Raw genomic sequence first — 26,906 nt, 5'->3', positions numbered from 1 at the left:
ATTTCTACATGACCTTCTTAAACAATATATCTATAGAATTTCTTATCCACCTGTAACACTGGAAAACTTTTTGGCAAATCTTCTATATCCACACTTTGAAAACCCTTCTTTTCATAAAAGCGATGTGCTGCTAAAAATTTCACTGTCGTTCCTAAGTAAATATCTTTCAGCTTTTTATTCTCAGCCCACGAAATTGCTGTTTGGAGCAACTTATGTGATGCGCCCCATTCTTTTCCGCGAAATTCTTTTTTTACGAACATTTTTCTTAGCGCTACTTGCTGATTCTCAATATCTAATAAAGCTACTGTTCCAACTACTTTATCATCATAAGTTGCTACCCAAAAGTTTCCATGATTCCTTTGATAAAATGTTTCTATTTCAAGCAGGTCTGGCTGCTCTTCTTTCGTAATGGGGACATTGTACTCTTTTTGCTGAATATGCACGATAAGATCTACTACTTCATCTTGAAACGTACTTTCATACGGAATAATACGTATCTTCTCGTTCATCGAATCTCCTTCCACTCTGAAGCTAGTAAACTATATACAGCGATATCGTGAAAATGATCATATAGCCATTCATCATCTCTTAAAATACCATCTAACTTAAAACCTAAACGCTCTGGGATAGCGCGGCTTTTCACATTTTCAACACCGCATCTAATTTCCACTTTATTTAATTTTAAATCCTCAAATGCATAGTGAAGTACAGCTTTCACGCTACGCGTCATAATACCTTTCCCACCAGCATCTTCTGCCAGGTAATATCCGAGACTGGCCGCTTTCTTCCCCCAACTTACCGGATGAATGCCTACCATCCCAACGAACTTTCCTTTATAACGTATGCCACTTTCAAAACCGTCTCCCTCTGCAAACTTCTTTAACCACATCGGACAAATCTCATCATACGCACCAGCTGATTTCATCCCATCTACCCAAGGAAGCCATCTTCGTAAATGATTACGGTTTTGGTCTATTAATTGATATAGTTCCTCTTTATGATGCTTCTCTAATAACTGTAATTCGATTTCATCGTCTACTCGAAGTGTGAACATGTTTTTTAGCTCCCTTTCAGTTTTCTTATTATTCTAACACTTACAGATGTAAATTGTTAAATATTCACACTTTCTTTTGAATTTTATATATGAACAACCACTATATATGATTGATATCTAGATATGAGTCATATATAGTTAAGGTATGAAAAAAAATGATAATTTTATAATACAATTACGTAAAGGTGTTTTTGATCTCGCTATTTTGTCTTTAATAAGTAAACAACCTATGTACGGATACGAAATTACAAGTGCATTACAAGATATCCCTGTGTTTCATATCCCAAACGGTTCGATTTACCCCATATTAAATCGAATCACGAAAAACAATTGGGCTATTTCCTATTGGGAAGAGTCCGGTGATGGCCCAAAAAGAAAATACTATCGAATTACAGACGAAGGGAGAGAAATTTTAAATAGTCGCTTACATGATTATGATGCAGTGTATCATGCTCTAATGTTACTAGCTAAAGGAGAGGATAAAAAATGAATAAAGAACAATTCTTTTCAAATGAACTCATTACTTCTTTCTTACACGATCTTCATAAAGGTTTAATGAACCTACCTACGTCAGCAAGAGAACAACATGTGCTAGAGATCAAATCGGATTTATATGAAAATGCATTAAGTAAAGAAAGTGAAGGGATACCATTAGAAATCATCCCTTCACAAGTGATTGAAGAATTTCTTCCTCCAAAAGAATTAGCAAAGGAAATTGCCGGAGAATATACAGACGTTATTCAAGATGCACAGCAATCTACAAATACATTTATTAAATACTTTACAGGGCTATCTGTTGCTCCACTCGTTGCTTTATCAGTACCTATCGCATTTGGCTTTATAAATATTTCAGCTAATTTACCATTTTTATTAGCCTTTATCGTAAGCAATATTTGGTTCACCTGTAGAGAAAACCATTGGAATACAAAGCAATTAAAATTTTTAAAAACAATGATTTCCTTTAGTACTAGCGTTTTAATTGCACTTCCGTTTGCATTCTTCGCGATTCGAATTATGATAACCAAACAATTCGATATGTTTTCATTCTATTATTTAATCGGATATGTACTTTTTAGTTCACTATATATCTTTTTATTAAAACAACTATACAAAAAGAATAAACAATATCAACAGATTAACGCTTTTTAAAATATATCGAACACAACAAAAAAAGACGCACAGCCACAGCTATGCGTCTTTTCTATTACTTCTCTGCAACTTGAACTTCTTTTACGTAAGCTGCTTCGAATTTTTGGATGTCTCCTGCGCCCATGAAAATTAGAACGCCGTTTTTATGTTTCTTTAATACATCCGTTGTTGTATCTGTAATTAGTTCTGCACCGTCAATACGCTTTTGCAGATCTTCAATTGTTAATTCACCTTTGTTTTCGCGCGCTGATCCGAAAATATCACATAAGTATACTTGGTCAGCTTTGCTTAAGCTTTCAGCGAACTCATCTAAGAACTTTTCTGTACGTGAGAATGTATGCGGCTGGAATACAGCGACAACTTCACGCTCTGGATGTTTTTGACGAGCTGCTTCAATCGTTGCATTAATTTCTGTCGGATGGTGTGCGTAGTCATCGATAATAACTTGCTCTCCCATTGGCTTTTCATTAAAGCGACGTTTTACGCCTTCAAAAGTTGTTAACTGATGCTTAACTGCTTCTACATCAACGTTTTCATAATGGCAAAGCGCGATTACTGCTAATGCATTTAATACGCTGTGGTTGCCGTATCCTGTAATTTTGAACGTGTCATAGTACGTATTACGAACGAATACATCGAAAATAGTACCATCTGTTCTCTTTTGAATGTTACGTGCTTGGAAATCATTATCTTCTCCAAATCCATAGAAAATAACAGGTACTTTCGCTTGAATTTTTTGAAGTTCTTCATCATCCCCACATGCAATAATACCTTTTTTCACTTGCAATGCCATCTCTTGGAATGCATTGAATACATCATTGATATCTGAGAAATAATCTGGATGATCAAAATCAATGTTTGTCATAATTGCATAGTCTGGATTGTAAGACAAGAAATGACGACGATACTCACAAGCTTCAAATACAAAATACTTACTATTTTCTACCCCATGCCCTGTTCCATCTCCAATGAGGTAAGATGTAGGGTGTGCACCTTGCATTACATGGGCTAACAAACCAGTTGTTGATGTTTTTCCATGCGCACCAGTTACAGCAACACTTGTGTATTGGTTCATAAGATCACCTAAGAAGTGATGGTAACGATGTACTGGGATGTTTAATTCTTTTGCTGCTACAATTTCTTCATGCGTATCAGGAAATGCATTTCCTGCAATAATCACTTGTCCTTCTTTTACATTATTTTTATCAAAAGGAAGGATCGAGATATTACGCTTTTCCAACGCTATTTGTGTAAAGAAACGCTTTTCATAATCAGACCCTTGAACAGTATGCTTCATGTCATGAAGAATTTGAGCTAATGAACTCATTCCTGTTCCTTTAATTCCTACAAAATGGTAAACTGTCATCTTAAAGAACCTCCAACATTTCGAACTAATACAACGGCCTATCTATAAGACAGTATATGAATCTTTTCTTATTTTGGTAATCATCATACATTTTTGATGTAGTGAAGTTATTCTTTCCCTTCACTTATCAGGATAAACTCGTACGTACTTCTTTTTTATGTCCATAACAAATCCATTATAGCAAAAAAGAAGCCGCTATACTATGATAACAGAAAAACTGATAGGGTCAATCACCTATCAGTTTTTCTCTCTTTTACATATCTTCTCTTTTTTCTAATTGAACACGCTCTAGACGTGGGTTTGGACGATATTTACGACCAGCTTTCGCTTCTGGTTTTCCATTTAATTCTACGTTATCACCAGTAAAGCCAATATTCATTTTTAATAAGCTACTTCCTACTCCGTATATATCAACAGGTACGTTTTGAGCTTCAAATTCACGAATACGCTTCTCATCAAATCCACCAGTTACAACGATGTCTACATGCTGGAATCCTTCTTCATCAAGTGCTTTACGAAGTGCGAATACAAGCGATGGGTTTACACCACGTGGATCGAATGTTCCAAGTACTTCTGGGTGGCGAATGAAGTATTGATCAATCATCGTGCGCGACGTATCTACACGTACACCTTTTAATGTTGATCCAAATTCACGCGCTACGCGAAGTGCATCTGTAATGACATCATTATTGTAATCAATTAATACAACTAATTCATCTTCTGGGAATTTCTTATGATATGCTTTTGCCGCTTCCACAACATCACCATTAAACATTTGAATTAATGCGTGAGGCATTGTCCCCATACCACTTCTACCCCACCATTCATTCATCGCATGCGTCGCTTGTGCGCTCATACCTCCGATGTATGCTGCATAACCGTCACCAGCTTGTTGCGTATAATGATCGTCACGATCTCCCATGAAAATAACTGGTTTTTCTTTATCTACGCTACGCGCAGCTTGGACAACGTTATATACGTTTGTCGCAACTGATGTACGACGGGCTAAAATCCCATCAATGACACCTTCTAAAAATCCGAAATTTTCATAAGGACCATGAATTGTTAACACTGTTTCAAACGGACTAATATTATCGCCATCTTTTAAAGAGTTAATTTCAAGTTCCTCAGGATTTTTGGCGAATGTTTGTAGCAACGCAATCACTTCATCTGTTCCGCAAAGAACTGCATTTTCCTTTTGGAAAAATTGCATCGTCACAACACTTTTCGGGCGAAATTCTTCAATGATTTCTCTAGTCTTTAAAAAGTAAACGGCAGAGAACCAACCTTCTCCAACACGTTCGTCAAATTTAAATGTTCTATTTGTTAGTCTATTTATTTCACCTTTTAATTTTAATTCAATTTCTTTCATGTCGCTTTACTCCCTACTTTACTATCCAACATTTTCTATTAGTATACAGCAAAACCGTTTACTATACATTTGTTTCCTGCATAGCAGCGAATTCATCCTCAGAAATAAGGACATCTCTCGGTTTCGTTCCTCTTCCTTCAGAAATAATCCCTTGCGATTCCATCTCTTCAATGAGACGTGCCGCGCGATTATAACCGATGCGGAATTTTCGCTGTACAGAAGATGTGGACGCTCCCCCTTGTTCTACAACAAATTGACATGCATCAAAGAACAATTCGTCTTCCGATTCAGCTTGTTCTGTTTTCGCTAATAAATCCTCTTGCTTAAATAAGTAATTCGGCTTCATTTGCTTTCTCACATGATCAACTGTTTTCTCAATCTCATCATCCGATACATATACACCTTGTACACGAACTGGTTTAGACGTACCGTTCCCTAAAAATAGCATATCACCACGGCCAAGTAATTTCTCCGCGCCCCCAATATCAATAATCGTACGCGAATCAACTTGAGATGATACAGTAAATGCAATACGCGTTGGAATGTTTGACTTAATTAAACCTGTAATAACATCTACAGACGGACGCTGCGTTGCTACTAATAAATGAATACCACAAGCACGTGCTTTTTGCGCAATACGACAAATCGCTTCCTCAACATCACCAGGTGCTACCATCATTAAATCGGCTAACTCGTCAATGACAATAACGATATAAGGTAATGTCTCTCCTGGAATTTCTCGCCCACTTACAATCGTATTATAACGAGTTAAATCACGAGCACCAGCGTGCGCAAACAATTCATAACGACGCTCCATTTCTTCAACCGCCCACTTTAATGCAGCTGTCGCTGCTTTTACATCCGTAATAACAGGTGCTACAAGATGCGGAACAGAATTGTATGGTGCAAGCTCAACCATCTTCGGATCGATTAACATTAGCTTCACTTCATGCGGTTTCGCTTTATATAAAATGCTCGTTAAAATTGCGTTAATGCACACACTTTTACCAGAACCCGTTGCACCCGCAATAAGTCCATGTGGCATTTTTCGAATATCCGTTACAATTGGATCGCCTGAAATATCAAGTCCTAGCGCAACTGTAAGCGGTGATTCGCTCTTTGTAAACACAGGACTTCTTAAAATTTCACGAAGGAATACTGGCTTACTTTCTTTATTTGGAACTTCGATTCCAATCGCACTCTTCCCTGGAATCGGTGCTTCAATACGAATATCTTTCGCTGCTAAACTCAGTTTAATATCATCACTTAAGTTTGTAATTTTATTTACTTTCACACCTGGGTCTGGCTGTACTTCAAAACGAGTTACCGCTGGACCTTGCGATACGTTAATAACATGTGCACCAACGTGGAAATTATTAAATGTTGTATCTAATAATTCTTTCTGTTCATCCAACCATTCCGTATTATCTAACGCTGCCTGCTGCGGAATTGACAACAATGTTAATGGCGGAATTGCATATGTCGGTGGTGTTTGCAATACATTTCGCATATCGTTCTCTCTTTGATTTACAACATATGCTTTCTCTTGTACTTCCGTACTTGAAGTTGGCTTTTGTACTTGCTCTACCACCACTTGTTGCACTGGACGTTCTTCCACTTGTGATTCCACCACTACTTGCTGCATTGGTTTCTCTTCCGCTTGTGGTTCTACTACTACTTGTTGCACTGGGTGTTCTTCCACTCGTGATTCTACCACTACTTGCTGCATTGGTTTCTCTTCCACTTGTGGTTCTACTGCCACTTGTGGTTCCACTACTACTTGCTGCATTGGACGTTCTTCCACTTGTGATTCCACCACTACTTGCTGCATTGGTTTTTCTTCCACTTGTGGTTCTACTACCTCTTGCTGCATTGGTTTCTCTTCCACTCGTGATTCTACCACTACTTGCTGTATTGGTTTCTCTTCCACTTGTGGTTCTACTGCCACTTGTTGCATTGGTCTTTCTTCCATTTGTGGTTCCACTACTACTTGCTGCATTGGCTTTTCTTCCACTTGTTGGACAGGCTTATTCTCTACTCGTTCACTCATAGAAGGTTGCATTGCATTTACTCTAGCCGCATGTCTTTCCATTAATCGCGTTCTGTCTTGTTTCAACATAACAACATTAAATGGGACATGGCGCTTTTTCTGACGTTTTGGTTCTTCTTTTTGTACAATTGGTTGCTCTTCTGAGACCGGTGTTTCCTCTACAACTCGTTGTTCTTCCGCAATCGGCGCTTCTTCTACAACTCGTTGCTCTTCCGCAATCCGTGCTTCTTCTACAACTTGTTGTCCTTCTGCAATCGGTGCTTCCTCTACAACTCGTTGCTCTTCCGCAATCCGTGCTTCTTCTACAACTCGCTGTTCTTCTGCAATCGGCGCTTCTTCTACAACTTGTTGTCCTTCTGCAATCGGTGCTTCTTCTACAACTCGTTGTTCTTCCGCAATTAAAACATCCGCAAAGCTTTGAACATCTTTCTTCGCTTGTTCTTCAGCCTCTGCAACATGTATGAATTCATTCGTTTGTTCAATTACTTCATTTAAAACCATTTCTTGCTGTGTTTCCTCAAGTGCTACAGGTTCTGCTTCTTCTGGCGCTTCCGTTTCCGCAATTACTTCCACTTTTTCTAACTCTTCTGCTTCTACAATTACTTCCACTTTTTCTGACTCTTCTGTTTCCGCAATTACTTCCACTTTTTCTAACTCTTCTGCTTCCGCGATTACTTCCACTTCTTCTAACTCTTCTGCTTCCGCAATTACTTCCACTTCTTCTAGCTCTTCTGCTTCTGCAATTACTTCCACTTCTTCTAGCTCTTCTGCTTCTGCAATTACTTCCACTTCTTCTAGCTCTTCTGCTTCTGCAATTACTTCCACTTCTTCTAGCTCTTCTGTTTCTGCAATTACTTCCACTTCTTCTGGCTCTTCTGTTTCTGCAATTACTTCCACTTTTTCTAACTCTTCTGCTTCCGCAATTACTTCCACTTCTTCTGACTCTTCTGTTTCTGCAATTACTTCCACTTTTTCTAACTCTTCTGCTTCCGCAATTACTTCCACTTCTTCTAGCTCTTCTGCTTCTTCTGTTTCTGCAATTACTTCCACTTCTTCTGACTCTTCTGTTTCTGTAATTACTTCCACTTCTTCTGACTCTTCTGTTTCTGTAATTACTTCCACTTCTTCTGACTCTTCTGTTTCTGCAATTACTTCCACTTCTTCTGACTCTTCTGTTTCTGCAATTACTTCCACTTCTTCTGGTATTTCCACGATGATTGTTTCTTCAAGTTTTTCTTCTGCTTTGACAATCACTGATTCTTCTGGAGCTTGCTTTTCTACTTCAATAGTAGGTTGTTCTATTTCTGTATTACGTTTAGTTTCTTCTGATAATATTGTATCCTCGTGCTCTACTTTAGAATCTACTAATTCTGTTTGTAGAATGTTTTTGACCACTACATCACTTTCTTGCTTAGCATCTTCCATACGCTCAGCAATTGTTTGATGAGGTACTTCACCCGCTGGAACTGCCTGCTGTGCACTAATTTCTTGAACCACTTCTTTTTCTTCTACTATAGGCTCTTGGCGTTCAGTTTCATAACCGTTTTTCTCTAGCCATTGATCGACAACTGACTTTTCTTCCTTTTTACTTTGTTGATCTCGCTGATCAACACCTTCATGACTGGAAGAATTCGTTGCTTGTCCTTCTGAGAAATCAGATAATGTATATCCTTTTTTCTCTAACCATGCATCAACGACTGATTTGCCCTCTACAGATATTTCAAGATCTTCTCTTTCCTTTTTTTCCTTCTGCTTTTCTTCCTTTTTCTCTACAGAAGGACGATTATATCCGTAAATTGGCGAGATCATTTCTGTTGGACGAAATGGTCTACGGTTACTTTCTTGCGAAGGTGCAGATGCTTTCTTTACGACAGGCTCTCTCTCCGGTTCATATTGTACTGCCGGCTCTTCATATGTAGAAACTACCTTTTCCACATACTGTCGTCTACTTCTTTCCACTTTGACCCCTCTTTGAGTAGGCTGATTTTCATATGTTACAACTTGAACAGGTTGTTTTTCAAAATGCCCTGTTGCTATAACATCCTCTTCATCGAACCCATTATCCGGTACTAATGGAAAACGGCATTTACCTGCATTCCGACTTGCCATTTGTGCTTCTCTTGCTTCAGTGTAGTGGTTTACACGAGGGATCTTCGGCTGACTTTCGATTTGCTTTGGTACTTCTTTATTTATCGCTGTTTGTTCTTCCTCTTTGTTAAACAGCTTTTTCATCCAATCTAACATGCTTACCACTCTTTCTACTAAATAGTAACATCCTTTATTGTATCAGCATTCGGCAAAAAGTGCAGGTAAAATTAAGCATGTCATATTTATCCATAACATTCTAATTTACGAGTGTTTTCATATGGAAAAACGCAGCCTTCCATGTAAGACTGCGTTTAAGCTTTACTCTTCCGATACTCATCTACACTATCCGTTACACTTTGCAATAAAGAATTTACATACTGTGGGTCAGATAATTTTTTATCTTCTTCAGAATTTGACATAAATCCAAGTTCTAATAGTACGCCAGGAACCTTTGCCCAATTAAATCCAGAAAGGTCATCCCTGAATTTAATTCCATTTACTTTCACTTGATGATTCTCTCTCATTTTATTTACAATCGTTTGAGAGATTTGAAGACTTTCAGCATAAATCTCTTTCGTGTACGGACTTCCTTCTGCCGGCGTTAATACAGCAAATCCACTTTGATTCGGATTTTCAGAGCCATCTGCATGAAGACGTAAAAATAAATTCGCCTTATGATCATTCGCAAATGTCGCGCGTTCTTTATTACTTATATCCACATCTTGTGACGTTCTCGTCATTAATACTTGTATTCCCTTTGCTTCTAACTTTTCTTTTAATACGGAAGCCATTTCTAATACAAGAACAGCCTCTCTTTTTTTCGTCACAACACCAGTTGTACCATCTGTCACTTTATATTTTTGCGTCGTTGCTCCTGGCCCGATCGGCTCCAAATTTAAATTTGCTTTTTGTTGATGCCCCGGATCAATAACAACAAGAAACTTTCCTTGTTTTTCATTACTCTCTACTTTTTGTTCATTATTTTGCAGCGGTTGCTCTGTTGGCTGCGCTGGCGTAGCTTCCTCTTTCTTTTCCTCGGCCGGCACTTCCTCCTGCTTCTGCTCCACTTGCTCATTCGTTTGAACTGCTTGCGGTTCTTCTTTCTTTTCTTGTTCTTCTTGCTGCTTTTCTACCGGTGCGTCTTCCCTGTTATCTTGTTTTTTTTCCTGCATAGAAGATGTTACTTCTTTTTTCGGCTCTTCTTGCGAACAACCTCCCATATATATTCCAATGAATACAATCATGCTCATTATTTTTATATACTTCATGTGTTTCTCCCATCACTTTGCACCGGTCTCAAAGTTTTTTATAATTGTTTTATAATCTCATCCATATTTCCAATATGAACGGGTTGCCATGTTTCTGTACCACGCTCTGCCGTATAAACTAAATACGCACCATCAGCCACATTTACGAAAATCGGATCCCCCATATCTGTTTCATATCCGATAACAATCCATTCTTCTTTCCATTTTCCATGTTCTTCACTTATTAATGAATTTTTATGTTTATCATATCGATAACCGATTTGTCCTTTTTCTAATTCATTTTCGCTAAACACATATATTTCATAGGAACCTAGTTCGATATCTTGCTGTTTTGAAGTTTCAATTCGTTTCAGAAGTTCTGCGATTTTTAGTTGTTGTTTCATACGTCTATCCCCTTCTATTTTTCTAAATTTTAACTAGTTTGTTTATAAAATACAATATAGTTTTTGAGAAAAAAGGTGACATCCTTATCATATGAACGATTTTTTGAATATATCTGTCACAACTCGCAATATATCAATGATTCAACAGAAAAGAGAGGCTGTCCAAAAGGACAACCTCTCTTTTCTTACATCAATTAAAATTTGAACTCTTGTCCAACTTCAAAGCTATCTTCTAATACAAGAATACCTTTTTCTTGTGGAGCATTTGGAAGCTCTAATTCACGTGCTGAACAAATCATTCCAGAAGAAGGAACACCGCGAAGTTCAGCTGGTTTAATTAACATACCGCTTGGCATTACAGCGCCGATTTTTGCAACGACAACTTTTTGTCCTGCATCAACGTTCGGTGCGCCACATACGATTTGTAATGTTTCTGTACCGATTTCTACTTTACAAATGTTTAGCTTATCAGCATTTGGATGCTTCTCTTTTTCAGCTACATAGCCTACAACAAATTTTGGAGAAAGATCTGCTTCTACTGTTTCTTCAAAGCCGTTCTTCGCTAAAATCCCGTTGATTTTTTCTACAAATTCTTTCGTTAATGTTAGGTTACCTGTTTCTTTTACTTCTAAGTAAGAAGACGCATTAAAGATGTTGAATCCTGCTGTTACATTGCTTTCACGATCGTATACGCGTGCAACATCTCCTTTGCGATCAAAAGTACGGTTCTCTAAAGTAATATCTTGTAAGGCAACAATTAGAGTGTCACCAATTCCTTCAAGGTTGTAAAAAACGTTCACTTCGTTCATCCTTTCTCTTTTCCATCTGTCTTCTTCCGATTCTTCGCTAAAATAAAGATTGGCTCGAAGTCTCCATCTTCATATACGAATGAAAGTGATGTAATCGGAACATGCCCTTCGGCAAAAAATTTCATTGTCATTTGTGCAATAATATCATAACCGATTTCGTTGACGATATCAGCAATAATTAATACATCTTGGTGAGGAACAGCAACAACCATGTCACCAGAAATCTTTTCACGCATCGATTGTAGTAACGATTCGTTTAAAATACGCGTCGCATCATACCCATCATTTGTGTTTAAAAAGTAGAATGTATTCCCTGCTACTGTTTCTTGTTTAAATTCATAACCTAATGAGCGAGCGTTGAATAATGCCATCTCACGCACTTGTTGCTCTGTAAGTTCTAATTTTTGTAATAGACGCTCATCAATGAGTCGATACGTTTTATTCGAATCTAACGCGTAGTAAATACGTGTTTCCGCCGTATGATCCGTCATAATAAACGGATTTCCTTCTTCTGCTTGTTTCGGGAAAGAAGTAGAGCGAATAACAGGTAAAATTTTCGCTGCGCTATTTTCTTCTTTATGCATCGCAATTAACGCTTCTTGTACGTAATAAGCAACCTCTTCAATTGCTTTTTCTTTATTCACTTCCCATTTTGCCACAACTCCTGGAAGCGATACGTTAATACCTTTTTTCGAGTCTTTCTGTTCTATACGTAGAACTTCTTTCTCGCTATCATACTGAAAGTCCCATTCTGGGCGAGATAATTTCTTCATTAACTCGTCTTTCATCTTTTTACTTGTCATCTTCATCTCTTTTTCCTCCCTTCCAAAAAAATAACCTCCCCCGCGAAGGTAGAGGTTGTTTTACAATTCAATTGGCAAATTGCCTTATTTTAAACCTTCAATGAACTCTTCGATTTGCTCTTGTGTTTTACGATCTTTGTTTACATAGCGACCTGTTTCTTCACCCTTATTGTACGCTACAAAGCTCGGAATGCCAAATACGTCTAATTTTACGCATAGATCAATAAACTCATCACGATCTACATAGTAAAATGAGAAATCACTATATTTCTCTTCTACTTCTGGCATAAACGGGTCTACAAAACGGCAGTCTGGGCACCATTCTGCTGAGAACATAAAGACTACATTCTCTTCATTTTTCAATTGTTGGAATTGCTCCATGCTTTCTAATGATTTCATCTATATTTCCTCCTCTAACGAGTGCACTTTTTCATGTTATAATCTTTCTTTTATACTACCATACATCGCGCATGGTGCAAGGTTTATGCTTGCTTTTCGTCATACTTATATTGCCCAACAAGTAACTTAACAACGTGTACAAATAATTCCGTGCGGTCGACATAATCATCTGTAAAAATACCGATAGCACCTTCGTGACTACGAATATCTTTTCTTTGTACAAACTCTTCCATCACTTCACTTAACTCCTTGCCATCTTCAAGAGGTGCTAAAAAATCATCTGGTAACTTAATACGTGCACCGCCTGCAACGAATGTTTTACCGGTATTTGTTGCTAGCGCGCCCCAGTTACACATAAATAAACCGTGCTCCGTTTTCATTACGCCACCTTCTAATCCAATACCAATTTGAGCTTCTCCTTCTTTTAGCGCTCGCTTCGCTCTATTAACCGCTCCTTGCATCGTCTCTTCATCTGTAAACGGCTGATTTGCTACCCCTGAAGGAACAGAAAGAGATGTAATTGTAGCATCTTTCCAAACCTTCTCCACAGCACCAACTTTCGTTTTATTCTTCGATCCAACTACTACTTTCATTTCGTTCACCTCTATAAAAATTCATCATTTTGTTCCATCCAATATCCGCTTCGGCACAAATTAAGTACCAACCACTATCACACACCACAGTGGAATCCCTTCTACCTATAAAAGAAGATGGCTTTCCGCAATATTATTGGTCCTAAACAAAAAACAGGCTTCTTCTTTCTTCCTACCCACGGTCTTAATACACCATTCGAGCACCTATTAAGCACTAACCGCCACCACACACCGCTGGGGCATCTATTCAACCTAAAAAAAGAAGGGTTTTTCGCCCTTCTCCTCTACGCGTTATTCTTAATTGTCTCTAACGTCGTTTTATCCGTTGCTCTTACAAGCTTCGTAATGAGTTCTTTTGCTGCCGCATAATCATCAACATGTAAAATAGAAGCATGTGTATGAATGTAACGTGCGCAAACACCAATTACTGCTGATGGGATACCTGAGTTACTTGTATGTACACGGCCCGCATCTGTACCACCTTGTGAAATAAAGTATTGGTACGGAATGTTGTGTGTTTCTGCTGTATCTAAAATGAATTCGCGCATTCCTCTATGTGTTACCATTGTACGGTCGTAAATACGAAGAAGAGCACCTTTTCCTAATTGACCGAACTGCGTTTTATCACCAGATGCATCGTTTGCTGGACTTGCATCAAGCGCATAGAAAATGTCTGGTTGAATCATATTTGCAGCAGTTTGTGCACCGCGAAGACCAACTTCTTCTTGTACAGTCGCACCAGAGTATAATGTGTTTGGTAATGTTTCATCTTTTAATTCTTTTAATAATTCGATTGCAAGGCCACATCCGTAACGGTTGTCCCAAGCTTTCGCCATAATTTTCTTTTCGTTTGCCATCGGCGTAAACGGGCAGATTGGCACGATTTGTTGTCCTGGTTTTACACCAATTTCAATCGCATCTTCATAGCTATCTGCACCTATATCAATTAACATATTTTTTATATCCATCGGTTTTGCACGTTGCGCATCACTTAATAAATGAGGAGGAATAGAACCAACAACCCCAACAACAGGACCATTCTTCGTCATAACTTGTACACGTTGTGCTAATAGCACTTGGCTCCACCAGCCGCCTAACGTTTGAAAACGAAGCATTCCGTTTTTCATAATTTGCGTAACCATGAAACCTACTTCATCCATATGACCTGCTACAAGAACACGTGGGCCAGTTTCGTCCCCTTTTTTCAGGCCAAATACGCTACCTAAACCGTCTTGTACAATTTCATCCGCATATTTGCTTAATTCTTGCTTCATAAAACGGCGTACATCATGCTCAAAACCTGATGCACCTTGTAATTCTGTTAACGTACGAAATAATTGTAATGTCTCTTTATTCACGAAGTCCCCTTCTTTCAAACCTTAGTAGAATACCTCTTTTATTGTAACGAAATTTTCGAAATGTTTCTAGTTTCTTCTTTTTTAACTGTATTTGCTTTATAATTATTATTGGTACACTATTTTTATTTTATAGAATTGAGGTGAATATATGAGCTGGAAAGGTTTAGTAGCAGGTCTTGGCGTTGGGTTCGCAGCTGGTTATCTTGTTGCAAACAAAGTACAAGAACAATCCCATATTTCTTCAGAAAAAGCATTGAAAATGGTGAAACAAGCATTAAGTCATAAAGGTGAAATTACTGGCTCTTGGGTACATATGGTTCCAGAGGCATTTGAAAAATATGATGTCGCATACGAAGTTTATCGTGGCGGTCTTACAACAATGTTAGATGATATACAAGAACGATTTGAATTTTTAGTTGATGCTAAAACAGGTACTGTTTTAGAGGTTATAGCAGCATAAAAAGGAGGGTTCCCATTAGGTGAACCTCTTATTTTTTAATTGTGAAAGAAATAAAAGGAGTATCGATGTTAGATGATATTAGAAACCGAATACTTATGCCTAAAGGAAATGCGACAAGATGATTTTGATGATTTAAAAATGATGTTGCAAGATCCAGATGTAATGTATGCTTATGAGCACAATTTTTCTGATGCTGATGTTCAATCCTGGTTAGATAGAAATATAAAACGATATAAAGATTTTGGCTTTGGCTTATGGGGGATGTATCTAAAAGAAACTGATGAATTTATAGGAAATGCCGGTTTAAGCATGCAGGATACTGATGTTGAACAGGTCATAGAAATTGGCTATTTGCTAAAAAAAGAATTTTGGTATAAAGGTTACGCAAGTGAAATTACTAAAGGCATTAAAGAATATGCTTTTAATGAGTTAGGACTGTCAAAAGTCTATTCAATTATTAAACATGACAATATCGCTTCACAAAAAGTTGCTAAGAAGCTTGGTATGATTAAAGAAAAAGAATTCACGACTAAATATTATAATGGAGATATGCTTCATTATTTATATAGCATATCTAAATAGGAGGCTGCTCCAACAAATATTCTGGAGCAACCTCCTATTTTTATGCTTCTACACTCGTTTTCCGCTCTATCTTTTCTACAATATGTCCTTCCTTATTCCACTTTACTGCACGGTAATACGCGTCATGATAAAACGTAAACCAAGCATTGTTTTCAGCGCCGTATTTCATCCACTTTTGCTTATTTTCAATTGATGTCATCGGATAATCATCATAGGCCATTACCCATAATACATTTTGATGGGCGTGCGTCGGCAATAGGTCCGCTAAATGAAGCATCGTTTCCCCTTGGCTTTCTAAAGCAATAACTGCATGTCCATCACTATGACCACCTGTATGCGCCATTTTTATTTCATCCGTAATTTCTATTTCTTGCTGGAATGTAACAACTCGATCTACAATCGGCTCCCAATTTTCCTTCCAATATGTATTGCGTGATCTGATATTTGGGTTCCTCATTTCATTCCATTCTGTTTCGCTTACGTAAACTTTCGCATTCGGAAACGATGGCACAAGGTGATCACCTTCCCATTTCGTTAAACCAGATGCATGATCAAAATGCAGGTGTGTCATTAAGACATACTGAATATCTTCAGGTTTTAAATCTAGTTTTTCTAATGATTTATAAACCGATGACTCTTCTGTTACACCTTGATTTCGCTTCATCTTCTCATTCAATTTACCGTTTCCTATTCCGGAATCAATGAGCATATTACCGTCTTTCGTTTGCAAAAGTAACGGATCTGTTCGTAAATAAATATGATTTGTATCATTATGTTTATATTTACGTGACCAAAGCACTTTCGGTACAACACCAAACATTGCTCCCCCATCTAAATGTGTGTTCCCGCCTTTTAGCCACGTCACTTTTATATCTCCAATTTGTAACTGTTCCATTTTTCATCCCCCTTTCCTTTCAATATTAACATAAAATTCCGATTATTTTAGTTACAAAAAAAACCTATGCATTACTGCATAGGCTCTGTGCGATATTTTGCTTCAACTCGGTAAATACGATGACCTTTACTTGAGAATTTCTCTTCGTATTCTGTCATAATGTTTCCTTCATAATCACTATTATGAAGATCTAGGCTCAGGTAAGTTAATAACATACCATACTCAGCCATACTCATTAGAGAGTATTCAAATAAACCTTGGTTATCTGTTTTGAAATGAATTTCTCCGCCTTCTACTAACACTTCTTCATAATTGCGTAAAAATGTTTTATACGTTAGACGACGCTTCGTATGACGATTCTTCGGCCATGGGTCTGAGAAGTTTAAATAAACGCGGTCAATCTCACCTTTTGCAAAGAAAACTGTTAAATCTTCAGCATCTTTATTAATTAACTTTAAGTTCGGTACTTCTTCTTCAATTAATTTATCAAGTGCATCTACAACAACACTTGTGAATTTTTCAATTCCAATATAATTAATATGTGGGTTTGCTTTTGCCATATCGTACATAAAGCGGCCACGACCTGTACCTACTTCAATATGAATTGGTTGCTCATTTCCAAATACTTCTTTCCAGTTACCAGCGCGCTCCTCTGGGTTTCCAATTACGATATGTGAATACTCATTAATTCGATCCATTGCATATGGTTTATGTCTTAAACGCATAGATGTCTCCCTCTCTTTACATAGCTATTTTAAAGGAATAATTCCTTCTCTCTGTTTTAATCAATCTCCCAAACAAAAAACCAAGTACGTACGAGCACTCGGTCCGTTTCTTTCAAGTATAAGATGTACCATTTTGATAAAAACTACATACAGCATTAAACATTCCATGACGAAACAGCTTTTTCTCGTACATTTGAAGAGAAAAACAATCGAAAGGATGATCCGTTCATGCCAATTAATCAACAACATCAATTAGAAGTGCTGAAAGATATTTTAGTCAATCACCAAAGTGATTGTTGCGGGACAGTTTCTGAATGCGAGCAATTAGAGCGTCTCATTCAATCGTTACTCGCAAACGATAGTATAAGTAGTGACGCTAAAGCAATGCTAAACGATGTATATTCTTATAGTCAATCGGGTAAATCTTCCTCTAATTTGGACAACCACATTTCCAATAATCAAGAACAACTTACTCAGTGGATTGCTGGAATGGACAATTTTTCTTAAGTATTACTCTGAAGCAAGTAGTTGCTGTAAATATTGATGCCAATATTCAGCTTCTGCTTGCTGTTTTTTTGTTGTGTGCCATTGCATAGACAAAATCGTTTGTGCTATTACATACCATCTCATACGCCTAAGCAGCGATTCATCCATTTCAATATCATAATATTTGAGCCACTCGCTCCATTCGTGGCGCGGAATGTACCAATATAATAACATACCGAGGTCTAGAGCTGGGTCAGCAATTACAGCTCCATCCCAATCAATTAAATACAACTCATCTTCATCCGACAATAGCCAGTTGTTATGGTTCACATCACAATGGCATACAACGAATTCATTGTATTCAATATCTTTTAATGAATCCATTAAATATTGAAGGCCTTGCTGAATTGTTTCATCATCCCTTATATCTCCTCTTAAAACCAGTTGCAGTTGTTGTAATAACTCTTGTGCGTGAAGCGGCTGCTTCCCAAGTCTTTGAATCATCTGTACAAGCGCTTTAGAAGAGTGTATTTTCTTCAAAAGTTTCGCAACACGTTCTAGTTTCATATCCTCTGGCTCTAGCTTCTGTCCCGGAAGCCATTTTTGAGCAGAAATTACATCACCGTTCGTTACCCTTCTTGTCCAAAGTAATTTTGGAACAATTCCTTCTGCTGACAATACCGCTAAAAAGGGCGATGTATTCCGCTTTAAAAATAACTTCTGTTGTCCGTTTTGCGCAATATACGCATCGCCCGTTACTCCACCAGCCGGTACAAGACTCCACTCTTTTCCTAATAATTGTTCCAACCATTCCATATTCATTACCCGTTAACAAATCCTTATCTTTTATAGTTATGAAAAGAAAAACCGCAACATTTCTACATATGTTGTGGATTCATATATTTTACTGTAAATGAAAAGAAAACTTGGCATAAGCCAAAAACTCTCTATTTTATTTTACAAAACCTGTCATAGAATGACAACTTATCAAAATCGTCACCTTTGTCAATTCTACATTTATTACATTCTCATCGTCAAGTAGCGATTTGTCACATTATCGTCAATATATACGTGCTAATCGGAGCGAGCCTAAGTTCCTTTCCTCTAAATGAAGAAATTGGCTCTATTTTCGCTTGCTTTTCGTTTACTAACACATGCCACGTTTCTTCTTTCGGAAGTTGCACCGTTTTAGCTTCTAAACCGCTATTAAATAAAACTATAATCTCTTTCCACGGTCCAAATGATTCTGCATGCTCTAGGTGATATGCAAGTACTTCTGGAGATGTTTGCAAAAAAGTCATGTGCTTTTTTATAAGGTCTGCGTTTTGTAATCGGAATGCTCTGTGCTCTTTGCGAATCGCAATTAAACCTTTTATATAGTTAACGGTCTCTATCTCTTCCTCTTTTTGATCCCAATCTAATTGATTAATTTCATCATTTGCATTATAACTATTTTCATTTCCTTGCTTCGTACGATAAAACTCTTGCCCAGCATGTAAGAAAGGAATGCCTTGCGAAAGAATCACCATTGCGCTCGCTAGAAGGTGACGTTTTTTCAAAATCTCTTCTGGTTCTTCATTACTCCGCATTAGTTTATCCCACATCGTCATATTGTCATGACATTCTACATAGTTAATGCTTTGCACAGGCTCTAGAAACAGACCTGTTTCTTTCATACTCAAAAGACTTCCCGATGCTATATACTGCAAATGATTACAGTCTACATGCCCACCAAATGCAAAACCACGCTTATTTATATGAAAGGTACTCCCTTTTATCCCATCACGAAATTGATCATTAAATTGCGCAATATGCGGCATTTTCTTTGCATTATTTAACGTTGCTTTTTCCTCTAGAGGAAGTGGTGTTTGTAGCTCCCACCCTTCTCCTAATAACAATGCATCTCGCTTTATGTTTCGCACTTCTTTTTCTATTATATTCATTGTATCGACATCTAAAATTCCCATTAAGTCGAATCGGAATCCATCAACATTGTATTCAGTAAGCCAATATAAAATAGACTCCACAATGAATTTCCTCATCATTTTCCGTTCAGATGCTATATCATTCCCGACTCCCGTCCCATTAGAAGGCATGCCATCTTCACCATGACGAAAATAATATCCTGGGACAAGCTTTTCAAATGATGATAGCTCTCTTTCATACACATGATTATATACAACATCTACAATCACTCTAATGCCGTGCTCATGAAATGTTTCAATTAGTTGCTTACACTCTACTATCCTGTTATACGGATCAGAGAGGTCTGTAGCATAATATCCCGTTGGCGCATTGTAATATAATGGATTGTAACCCCAATTATATGCAGAGGAAGGATTCGCCTCATCTACACCGCCGAAACAATATAAAGGTAATAGTTCAACATGTGTAACACCCAAATCTTTTATATGAGACAAGCCTGTTAACGTCCCATTTCGCCCTATTGTCCCTTCTTCCATTAGCCCTTTATATGTTCCTTTTTTACTCACTCCACTGCCATGATGAATAGTAGCATCACGAATATGCAGTTCATACAATATGGCATCTGTCATTGCCTGTAATGGTGGTAATTGCTCTCGTTTTGTTACATTTGTCTTTTCCAAATCGATAACAACGCCGTACGTCCCATTTACAGTCACTGACTTTGCGTAAGGATCCACCGCTTCATTCCATATTAAATTAATACAAACAAGAAATGTATACTTTGCTCCGGCTAAATCGCCTTGTAATGTATGAATCCAAACCCCACTTTCTCCTCTATACATTTCATGATCGGTATATTCTTTATCACTTTTATAAATCCTTACTTTCGCAAGCCTCGCAGTTGGAGCCCATACTTTAAATGTCGTTGCTTCTTTTTGATACACGGCTCCTAAATCTGTACCTTCGTAGTAATACTTTTCATCGAAAATCGCTGTTCTTATGACAGCACCTATTTGTAAATCTGTTTCTTCATTCCGTTCATCTCGTACTGTATAATACTTCCCCACATCTAGCGGCTCTTCTATAAAGCACTCATACTTCGTTGCATCCGGAAGCGCAATTGTATGAGCAATCGGTAAATCTTTCACGTTACTTCCTTCTTGCAAACGAAATGTCCGGCTTGTTCCATACGCATGTGGGAGCAAAATTGTAATTTTATTCATTTCATCTAAATAGGCATCAAATGGACGTTTTACTTTCAACATAAAAAAATCACCATCATTCTTAAAGTTAAAATAAAGTGAAACTTTAATCAGCGGGAAAGCTTTACCCCACTGATTATTAGCCTTCACCAATTGGCCTTTATGGGCAGTTGATCTCCCACCTAACTTCTTTGCTTGATCCTAATTTTGAGGTAGGAGTCTTACTGCCCGTAAATAGAGGGATGAAACGAGCTGCAAATGATAAGACTTTTCTTATCATTGAAGCCCTATACAGTAACTCATTATTCTCTATAGTATATTCACCTGTATAAAAAACGTTTTCATACATTCTATTTTTGTAATTTTATTCCAGCAATCGCTTTATACTTCGGTGTCTCCTTCACGTGAGATTCGTATAAAGTAATCGTATCCGCTTGAAATGATATTTCAGGTACTTCCTTTATATGTTCTAAATCAAACTTCTCTTCTCCTACCCATTTACGAGCAACAGTAATATGCGGATGATACGGGCGCGCTTCTAAAGAAAATCCATTCCCTTCACACATAGCGTGCACTTGCTTTTGTAATTGAAGCAAATCGTAATTCTCGCTTACCTTCGACCAAAAAATACGCGGCCTATCTTCCATACCGAACGTAGAAAATCCTTGTAATGTGAACGCTAGTTCTTGCGTTTCTGTAAGGGTTTGTAATCCATTCTTTATTCCTTCTAATTGTTCCTCTGTTGCACTACCTAAAAATGAAAGGGTAATATGGTAGTCTTCTTTATGTACCCATGAACGAAATGGTAATTCCTCCTGCATTTCCTCTTTATAGTTAGACAGCACTTCTTTTATATGATTCGGTAACGTAATCGCGACAAAATAATGCGGCTCCATGTACATCTTCTCCTTCTTTCTATTGTTGCTTTTCTTTCTTATCTCATTCAATTAAATAGAATCAAACTTCCCTACAAGTCTAACCAAGTTAGGGTCGCGTTAATAAAGTGAAACTTTAATCAGTAGGGGTTTTGTCCATCCCCTACTGATTATCAGCCCTCACCAATCGGGCTTTTATGGGCAGTTGATCCTCACCTAACTTCTTCGCTTTCGCTAAATTTTAAAGTGGGGGTCTTACTGCCCGTTAATGCGGGATAAATGAAATTATATCGACTTAACAACTAAATACGATAAGAAAAGCAACCTATACGTAACAGAAAACCGTCCCAAAATATGTATCGGGACGGCCTCTTCTTATTTATATATCCATTACTTCGCTAATTCATGAATTGCTTGCGCGTAAATTGCTGTTGCTTTTAATAAGTCTTCAATTTCAATGTATTCGTCTTTTTGATGCGCAAGTTCTTCTTTTCCAGGGAACAACGGACCAAACGCAACGCCAGCTTTCAATGAACGAGCGTAAGTACCACCGCCGATTGCTAATAGTTCTGCTTTTTCTCCTGTTTGTTCTTCATATACGCGCTGCAACGTACGAATTAACACGTGGTCTTTATCAACATGATGCGGGCGAGAGTTTGAATAATCCGCCACTTTAAATCCATGATTACCAACGTATTCTTGTAACTTGGCAATCATTTCGTCAAAGTTAGTCGTAACCGGGTAACGTACATTTAATCCTAAATTACCACCATTCTCTTTCGTATAAGAAAGGCGACCAACATTCACAGTTAACGGTCCGCTAATATCGTCTTTATAAGAAATACCAGCTTTCTCTCCTAAAATATCTCCTGTAAATGTTTCTGTTACAAACGATGCAAATGAAGACCCTTTTCCATCAAGAGCAACTGTAGTTAAGAAGTTTGCCAGTAATAAACCTGCATTCTCACCCTTCTCTGGAGTAGATCCGTGAGCTGAAATCCCTTTAATTTGCAACGTCACCGTATTACCTTCTACAATTGCTTCACCTATTTTTTTAGCAGTTTGTAAATACTCTTCATATGCTACTGTAAGTGCATTTACATCTTCTCCTGTAATAATCGCTTCTGCAAAATCAGGAACCATATTTAAACGGCGACCTGATTCAAATGAAACAAGTTCATATGTACCTTTCTTTTCTTCACTACCACTTTGCACAACTTGTATATCAGAAATTCCTTTTTCTGCATTAATAATTGGAAAATCTGCGTCTGGCGCAAAACCGATTGTTGGCATTTCTTCGTTTTTAAAGTAGTGATCTACACATTTCCAATTGCTTTCCTCATCTGTTCCTAAAATCATGCGAACGCGTTTTGAAAGAGGCAAACCTAATTCTTTCACAATTTTCATCGCATAATAAGCTGCCATCGTTGGGCCTTTATCGTCAATTGCACCACGTGCAAAAATCTTTCCATCGCGAATATCTGCACTATATGCCGGAGTCGTCCAGCCATCTCCTTCTGGCACAACATCAACGTGACAAAGAATACCTACTAACTCTTCTCCTTGTCCCATTTCAAGATGACCTGCATACCCTTCTAAATTTTTAGAAGCAAAACCTTCAGTTTCTCCTTTATGTAACATGAAAGATAAAGCTTTTTCTACACCTTCACCGAATGGTGCGCCCTCTTTCGCTGATTCTTCTTCCCATACACTTTTAATTTGTAAAAATTTTTGTGTATCACGAATTAAATCATCTTTTCGTTTTGCAACTTCTTCTGTCCAATTAATCGCTGACATCACGCATCCATCCTTCACTATATTGTTTCTTTCATCATAACAAACCGAAATCTCTTATGCCATATACGAAACTCAAATACCTAACAATTGTAATATTTCAGATATTTCTTATTAGTTTTTCTTTTATTTTTCTAAAAAAATTTGCAGGAATTTGGCGTTTTACGTAGAATTTTATGTGTTAGTTGACTGACCATATATACAATGTCAACTACCAATATTTTTCTATATGAATATTTGTTAAATTTCTGTAAAATTTAAGTAGATTAAAGCATGAATTTTATCATGTAGAGTACAATGGTAGTAACGACCTTCTTTCCTGAATGGGGTCAAAAAAACTAGTAGAGGAGTGGTTTTCTCTTGAAACCTACAACTACTCGTATGCTAACACGCATTAAATCAATTTATATGTACATCAATGAAAACGGAACGGTAACGACGAAAGACCTTGTAGATGAGTTCGGGATCACACCGCGAACGATACAACGTGATCTAAATGTGTTGCAGTTTAATGAACTCGTGTATAGCCCTTGCCGCGGTAAGTGGACAACAACAGGAAAGAAAGTGAGAATGACCTCATAATGAACAAATAATTGTATGTAAATAAATACATACCCCTTTCTAACTCGTTAGAAAGGGGTCTTTTCTGCGCCAAAAACAGCACTATTTCTCAGTATCTACTTGATATGTTTTTAACATTTCTACTTCTTCATCTGATAGCTCTCGGTATTGTCCAAGTTCTAGCTCTTCATCTAATACTAATGGTCCCATCTCTGTTCTCTTTAGGTAGACTACTTTTTTCCCTACCGCTTCAAACATACGCTTCACTTGATGGAACTTTCCTTCTGTAATTACAAGCTCGATTTCAGAAATCTCATCGCTTTTTAATATTGTAAGTGCACCTGGTTTTGTTTCATAGCCATCATCTAAAATAACACCTTTAGCAAACTCTTTTACATCCTCTTCTGTTACTACTCCTGCAACGTGTGCATAATATTTTTTCGGCACATGCTTTTTCGGAGATAACAATTGATGTGATAACTTCCCGTCATTTGTTATCAATAAGAAACCTTCCGTATCAATATCAAGTCGTCCAACTGGGAACGGATCAAAGATTGCATCTTCTAACTCTAATAAATCTATTACCGTTTCATGGTTATCATCTTCTGTCGCTGAAATAACGCCTTGTGGTTTATGCAACATTAAATAAACAAACTCTTTATATTCCACAACTTCTCCGTGAATCATAACTTCTTGCTCTTCTACATTTACATGAACCTTCGCATCTTTCACTGGCGTTCCATCAATTTTTACAACGCCGTCTTTCAATAATTTCTTTACTTCTTTTCTACTTCCATATCCCATATTTGCTAATAATTTATCTAATCTCACGTTTTTCACCTTCTTTGTTTATCATAGAAAAGGGGACGTAATTACGCCCCTTTTGATTTCAACTTTATTTTGAATCTATTGCCAAGTTTACGTTGGATTTTCTCTAACGCTTCTCCGCCAAATACTCGTTCAAGTACTCCTGTGCGAATTGCTAACAATCCATACACAAGACCACCAATACCTGCACAAACCACAACTGTAATAAGAGCACCCATTCGGCCATCAGGTGAGATCATGAAGGACAGAGTCCATTGTGATAACTTTACAGCAATGACCATTACAAGTGTTAATACTGCAATTTGGAAAGTTCTCTTATATACAACACCAAATGAATAGTGTACATGTTTTTTGATTTGTCGATTCGTATACCATACTGAAGCTAAGAATCCGACTGCAGTTGCTAAAATCGCTCCAACTGTACCGAAATAACGAATAAAGATTACGTTACATACGAATTTCAAAATAACACCCATAATAAGCGCGACAATCGCATGTTTTTGTTGATTGATCCCTTGCAGAATTGCTGCTGTTACTGTAAATAAAGCGAATAACAACGCAACCGGTGCATACCACATTAATACTTGTCCACCTAGTGGATCTGAGTCATAGAACGCAGTATAAATTGGATATGCAAGTGTTGAAATACCGACAACTGCTGGCAATGTTAAGAACATATTTGCCTGGAATGTTTGTGTAATTTGTAACTTTAAATAGCGGTATTGTTTTTCAGTAAATGATTTTGTAATCGCTGGTACAAGCGTTAAACTAAACGCTGTTGCAAGCGATACAGGAATCATAATTAATTTATGCGTCCACATTGTGAAAATACCAAGCGCTCGCTCTGCGATATCACCTTGGCCAATCGCTTGCATAATTGAGTTAAATGTCAATGTATCAATTTGTTGATATAAAGGAATTGTTAACCCAATTACAACGTAAGGAATCGCATATGCAAATAATTCTTTAAATAATTGAACCGTACTCACTGTCGATTCTGGTACAGTTTGTTCAATTAAATATTGATCCAAATGTTTTTTACGTTTTAACCAGTACCAAATGAGTACACCGAGCGCTCCAACTGCTGAAACGAACGCAGCAAATGTCGCTACCCCAACTGCTGTTGCAACTGTACCGCCAAGTACTTTAATAACGATAAAACTACCCGCTAATAAAAAGACGATACGAATAATTTGTTCAATAATTTGCGAAACAGTAGTCGGTCCCATCGATTGGTGACCTTGGAAATAACCACGAATTAAACTCGCTGCTGGTACAACAATAAGTGCAAAACTTACAAGACGAATAATCGTCGTAACTTCTTCTACATTACTGTGTATACTTTGTTTACCAAGCATTGCTTCTGCAAACAGTGGCGCTGTCATGTATAGAACTAGGAACGAAAGAACTCCTGTTACTATCATCATAACCATTCCCGAACGGAACATTCTCCGGCTCGTTTTATAATCGCCAAGCGCATTATATTTGGAAACAAATTTGGAAACAGCAAGCGGCACCCCTGCCGTTGCAATACTTAAAAAGATCGTATATGGAATGTATCCATATGTATAGAGCGTTCCGCCTTCTGTACCTACTAATGCATGAAACGGAAAGACGTAAATCATGCCTAAGAACTTTACTAAAAATGTCCCTAACGTAACAATAAGCGTTCCGCGCAGAAATTTCGAATCGGACATACAAAAATCCTCCTACATCTACATAAAGTGAAACTTTAATCAGTGTGGGTGTTCTTCCCCACTGATTATTAGTTGAACTATTCGAGCATTTATGAGCTACCAAATTCCCTTTTTATTTCTCTTACATCTTAAGGTTTTTGTCTTATTGCCCACAAATAGCAGGATAGTGCTGAACTCTAACTT

26 protein-coding genes are annotated in these 26,906 nt (G+C 37.5%); 6 read left to right on the top strand and 20 right to left on the bottom strand.

What is annotated here, in order from left to right:
* Positions 1 to 17 precede the first annotated feature (17 nt).
* Complete coding sequence (locus ACSG5Z_RS09100) at positions 18 to 509, bottom strand: GNAT family N-acetyltransferase (RefSeq protein ID WP_435711330.1); 492 nt, start codon at positions 507 to 509, stop codon at positions 18 to 20.
* Entirely contained in the window at positions 506 to 1,054 is a 549-nt protein-coding gene (locus ACSG5Z_RS09095; RefSeq protein ID WP_147786594.1) for a GNAT family N-acetyltransferase, read from the bottom strand. Before ACSG5Z_RS09095 ends, ACSG5Z_RS09100 begins: the two co-directional genes overlap by 4 nt.
* A 145-nt stretch (positions 1,055 to 1,199) precedes the next feature.
* Here ACSG5Z_RS09095 and ACSG5Z_RS09090 point away from each other — a divergent pair, with 145 nt between their 5' ends.
* Both ACSG5Z_RS09090 and ACSG5Z_RS09085 read left to right on the top strand, forming a co-directional pair.
* Positions 1,200 to 1,544, top strand: coding sequence for a PadR family transcriptional regulator (locus ACSG5Z_RS09090; protein ID WP_088610262.1), 345 nt, complete (start codon positions 1,200 to 1,202; stop codon positions 1,542 to 1,544).
* Positions 1,541 to 2,203 carry an HAAS signaling domain-containing protein gene (locus ACSG5Z_RS09085; RefSeq protein ID WP_435711329.1) on the top strand — a complete coding sequence of 221 codons (663 nt, stop codon included), beginning with the start codon at positions 1,541 to 1,543 and terminating at the stop codon, positions 2,201 to 2,203. Before ACSG5Z_RS09090 ends, ACSG5Z_RS09085 begins: the two co-directional genes overlap by 4 nt.
* A 55-nt stretch (positions 2,204 to 2,258) precedes the next feature.
* Here the strand turns inward: ACSG5Z_RS09085 and murC are convergent, their stop codons facing one another.
* The 10 genes from murC to ACSG5Z_RS09035 form a co-directional block, all read right to left on the bottom strand.
* Positions 2,259 to 3,569, bottom strand: coding sequence for a UDP-N-acetylmuramate--L-alanine ligase (murC, locus tag ACSG5Z_RS09080; RefSeq protein ID WP_435711328.1), 1,311 nt, complete (start codon positions 3,567 to 3,569; stop codon positions 2,259 to 2,261).
* A gap of 253 nt (positions 3,570 to 3,822) precedes the next feature.
* The gene (locus ACSG5Z_RS09075) at positions 3,823 to 4,941 is read right to left on the bottom strand and encodes a nicotinate phosphoribosyltransferase (protein ID WP_000658380.1); all 1,119 of its coding nucleotides are present in this window, start codon (positions 4,939 to 4,941) and stop codon (positions 3,823 to 3,825) included.
* A 61-nt stretch (positions 4,942 to 5,002) separates the two neighbouring features.
* A complete protein-coding gene (locus tag ACSG5Z_RS09070; RefSeq protein ID WP_435711327.1) occupies positions 5,003 to 9,235 on the bottom strand; it encodes a DNA translocase FtsK in 4,233 nt (1,410 codons plus the stop codon).
* 155 nt (positions 9,236 to 9,390) lie between these two features.
* The gene (locus tag ACSG5Z_RS09065; RefSeq protein WP_097889186.1) at positions 9,391 to 10,347 is read right to left on the bottom strand and encodes an N-acetylmuramoyl-L-alanine amidase; all 957 of its coding nucleotides are present in this window, start codon (positions 10,345 to 10,347) and stop codon (positions 9,391 to 9,393) included.
* Between the two features lie 38 nt (positions 10,348 to 10,385).
* Positions 10,386 to 10,730: a thiamine transporter gene (locus tag ACSG5Z_RS09060; RefSeq protein ID WP_087984841.1), complete on the bottom strand. Its 345-nt coding sequence runs from the start codon at positions 10,728 to 10,730 to the stop codon at positions 10,386 to 10,388.
* Positions 10,731 to 10,924: 194 nt separating this feature from the next.
* Entirely contained in the window at positions 10,925 to 11,539 is a 615-nt protein-coding gene (gene ytpR, locus ACSG5Z_RS09055) for a YtpR family tRNA-binding protein (RefSeq protein WP_147786591.1), read from the bottom strand.
* Positions 11,536 to 12,348 carry a DUF1444 domain-containing protein gene (locus tag ACSG5Z_RS09050; protein WP_000784602.1) on the bottom strand — a complete coding sequence of 271 codons (813 nt, stop codon included), beginning with the start codon at positions 12,346 to 12,348 and terminating at the stop codon, positions 11,536 to 11,538. Before ACSG5Z_RS09050 ends, ytpR begins: the two co-directional genes overlap by 4 nt.
* 78 nt (positions 12,349 to 12,426) lie before the next feature.
* The gene (locus ACSG5Z_RS09045) at positions 12,427 to 12,741 is read right to left on the bottom strand and encodes a thioredoxin family protein (RefSeq protein ID WP_000838193.1); all 315 of its coding nucleotides are present in this window, start codon (positions 12,739 to 12,741) and stop codon (positions 12,427 to 12,429) included.
* A gap of 83 nt (positions 12,742 to 12,824) precedes the next feature.
* Entirely contained in the window at positions 12,825 to 13,334 is a 510-nt protein-coding gene (locus tag ACSG5Z_RS09040; RefSeq protein ID WP_435711326.1) for a DUF84 family protein, read from the bottom strand.
* A 284-nt stretch (positions 13,335 to 13,618) separates the two neighbouring features.
* A complete protein-coding gene (locus ACSG5Z_RS09035) occupies positions 13,619 to 14,692 on the bottom strand; it encodes a M42 family metallopeptidase (RefSeq protein WP_435711325.1) in 1,074 nt (357 codons plus the stop codon).
* A gap of 148 nt (positions 14,693 to 14,840) precedes the next feature.
* Here ACSG5Z_RS09035 and ACSG5Z_RS09030 point away from each other — a divergent pair, with 148 nt between their 5' ends.
* Together ACSG5Z_RS09030 and ACSG5Z_RS09025 are read left to right on the top strand one after the other, a co-directional pair.
* Positions 14,841 to 15,152, top strand: a complete 312-nt coding sequence (locus ACSG5Z_RS09030; protein WP_048540743.1) for a PepSY domain-containing protein — start codon at positions 14,841 to 14,843, stop codon at positions 15,150 to 15,152.
* A 72-nt stretch (positions 15,153 to 15,224) separates the two neighbouring features.
* Positions 15,225 to 15,734: a GNAT family N-acetyltransferase gene (locus tag ACSG5Z_RS09025; RefSeq protein WP_435711324.1), complete on the top strand. Its 510-nt coding sequence runs from the start codon at positions 15,225 to 15,227 to the stop codon at positions 15,732 to 15,734.
* A 40-nt stretch (positions 15,735 to 15,774) separates the two neighbouring features.
* Here ACSG5Z_RS09025 and ACSG5Z_RS09020 read toward each other — a convergent pair whose 3' ends face one another.
* Positions 15,775 to 16,629, bottom strand: coding sequence for a YtnP family quorum-quenching lactonase (locus tag ACSG5Z_RS09020; RefSeq protein ID WP_435711323.1), 855 nt, complete (start codon positions 16,627 to 16,629; stop codon positions 15,775 to 15,777).
* 71 nt (positions 16,630 to 16,700) lie between these two features.
* The gene (gene trmB, locus ACSG5Z_RS09015; RefSeq protein WP_001239384.1) at positions 16,701 to 17,354 is read right to left on the bottom strand and encodes a tRNA (guanosine(46)-N7)-methyltransferase TrmB; all 654 of its coding nucleotides are present in this window, start codon (positions 17,352 to 17,354) and stop codon (positions 16,701 to 16,703) included.
* A 228-nt stretch (positions 17,355 to 17,582) separates the two neighbouring features.
* Between trmB and ACSG5Z_RS09010 the strand changes: the two genes are divergently transcribed.
* Positions 17,583 to 17,861 (top strand): YtzH-like family protein, encoded by a 279-nt coding sequence (locus tag ACSG5Z_RS09010; RefSeq protein WP_001122236.1) that lies wholly within the window; start codon positions 17,583 to 17,585, stop codon positions 17,859 to 17,861.
* A 3-nt stretch (positions 17,862 to 17,864) separates the two neighbouring features.
* Here the strand turns inward: ACSG5Z_RS09010 and ACSG5Z_RS09005 are convergent, their stop codons facing one another.
* The 4 genes from ACSG5Z_RS09005 to pepV all read right to left on the bottom strand — a co-directional run bounded on the left by ACSG5Z_RS09005 (position 17,865) and on the right by pepV (position 23,640).
* A complete protein-coding gene (locus ACSG5Z_RS09005; RefSeq protein ID WP_435711322.1) occupies positions 17,865 to 18,662 on the bottom strand; it encodes a phosphotransferase in 798 nt (265 codons plus the stop codon).
* 227 nt (positions 18,663 to 18,889) lie between these two features.
* Positions 18,890 to 21,031: a type I pullulanase gene (gene pulA / locus ACSG5Z_RS09000; protein ID WP_435711321.1), complete on the bottom strand. Its 2,142-nt coding sequence runs from the start codon at positions 21,029 to 21,031 to the stop codon at positions 18,890 to 18,892.
* Between the two features lie 287 nt (positions 21,032 to 21,318).
* A complete protein-coding gene (gene thpR / locus ACSG5Z_RS08995; RefSeq protein ID WP_435711320.1) occupies positions 21,319 to 21,864 on the bottom strand; it encodes an RNA 2',3'-cyclic phosphodiesterase in 546 nt (181 codons plus the stop codon).
* A 369-nt stretch (positions 21,865 to 22,233) separates the two neighbouring features.
* Entirely contained in the window at positions 22,234 to 23,640 is a 1,407-nt protein-coding gene (gene pepV, locus ACSG5Z_RS08990; RefSeq protein ID WP_435711319.1) for a dipeptidase PepV, read from the bottom strand.
* Positions 23,641 to 23,997: 357 nt separating this feature from the next.
* On the opposite strand from pepV, the gene ACSG5Z_RS08985 reads away from it, so the two are divergent.
* A complete protein-coding gene (locus ACSG5Z_RS08985) occupies positions 23,998 to 24,219 on the top strand; it encodes a DeoR family transcriptional regulator (RefSeq protein ID WP_000805512.1) in 222 nt (73 codons plus the stop codon).
* Between the two features lie 81 nt (positions 24,220 to 24,300).
* Here the strand turns inward: ACSG5Z_RS08985 and ACSG5Z_RS08980 are convergent, their stop codons facing one another.
* Positions 24,301 to 25,029, bottom strand: a complete 729-nt coding sequence (locus tag ACSG5Z_RS08980; RefSeq protein ID WP_001234944.1) for a pseudouridine synthase — start codon at positions 25,027 to 25,029, stop codon at positions 24,301 to 24,303.
* 41 nt (positions 25,030 to 25,070) lie between these two features.
* Positions 25,071 to 26,723 (bottom strand): putative polysaccharide biosynthesis protein, encoded by a 1,653-nt coding sequence (locus ACSG5Z_RS08975; RefSeq protein WP_001284033.1) that lies wholly within the window; start codon positions 26,721 to 26,723, stop codon positions 25,071 to 25,073.
* Between the last annotated feature and the right edge of the window lie 183 nt (positions 26,724 to 26,906).

Source organism: Bacillus pretiosus (genome assembly GCF_051294775.1).
In the GTDB taxonomy this organism is placed as follows: domain Bacteria; phylum Bacillota; class Bacilli; order Bacillales; family Bacillaceae_G; genus Bacillus_A; species Bacillus_A wiedmannii.
Note: the sequence above shows the minus strand (reverse complement) of the source record. Positions and strands in the feature narration are given on the sequence as shown.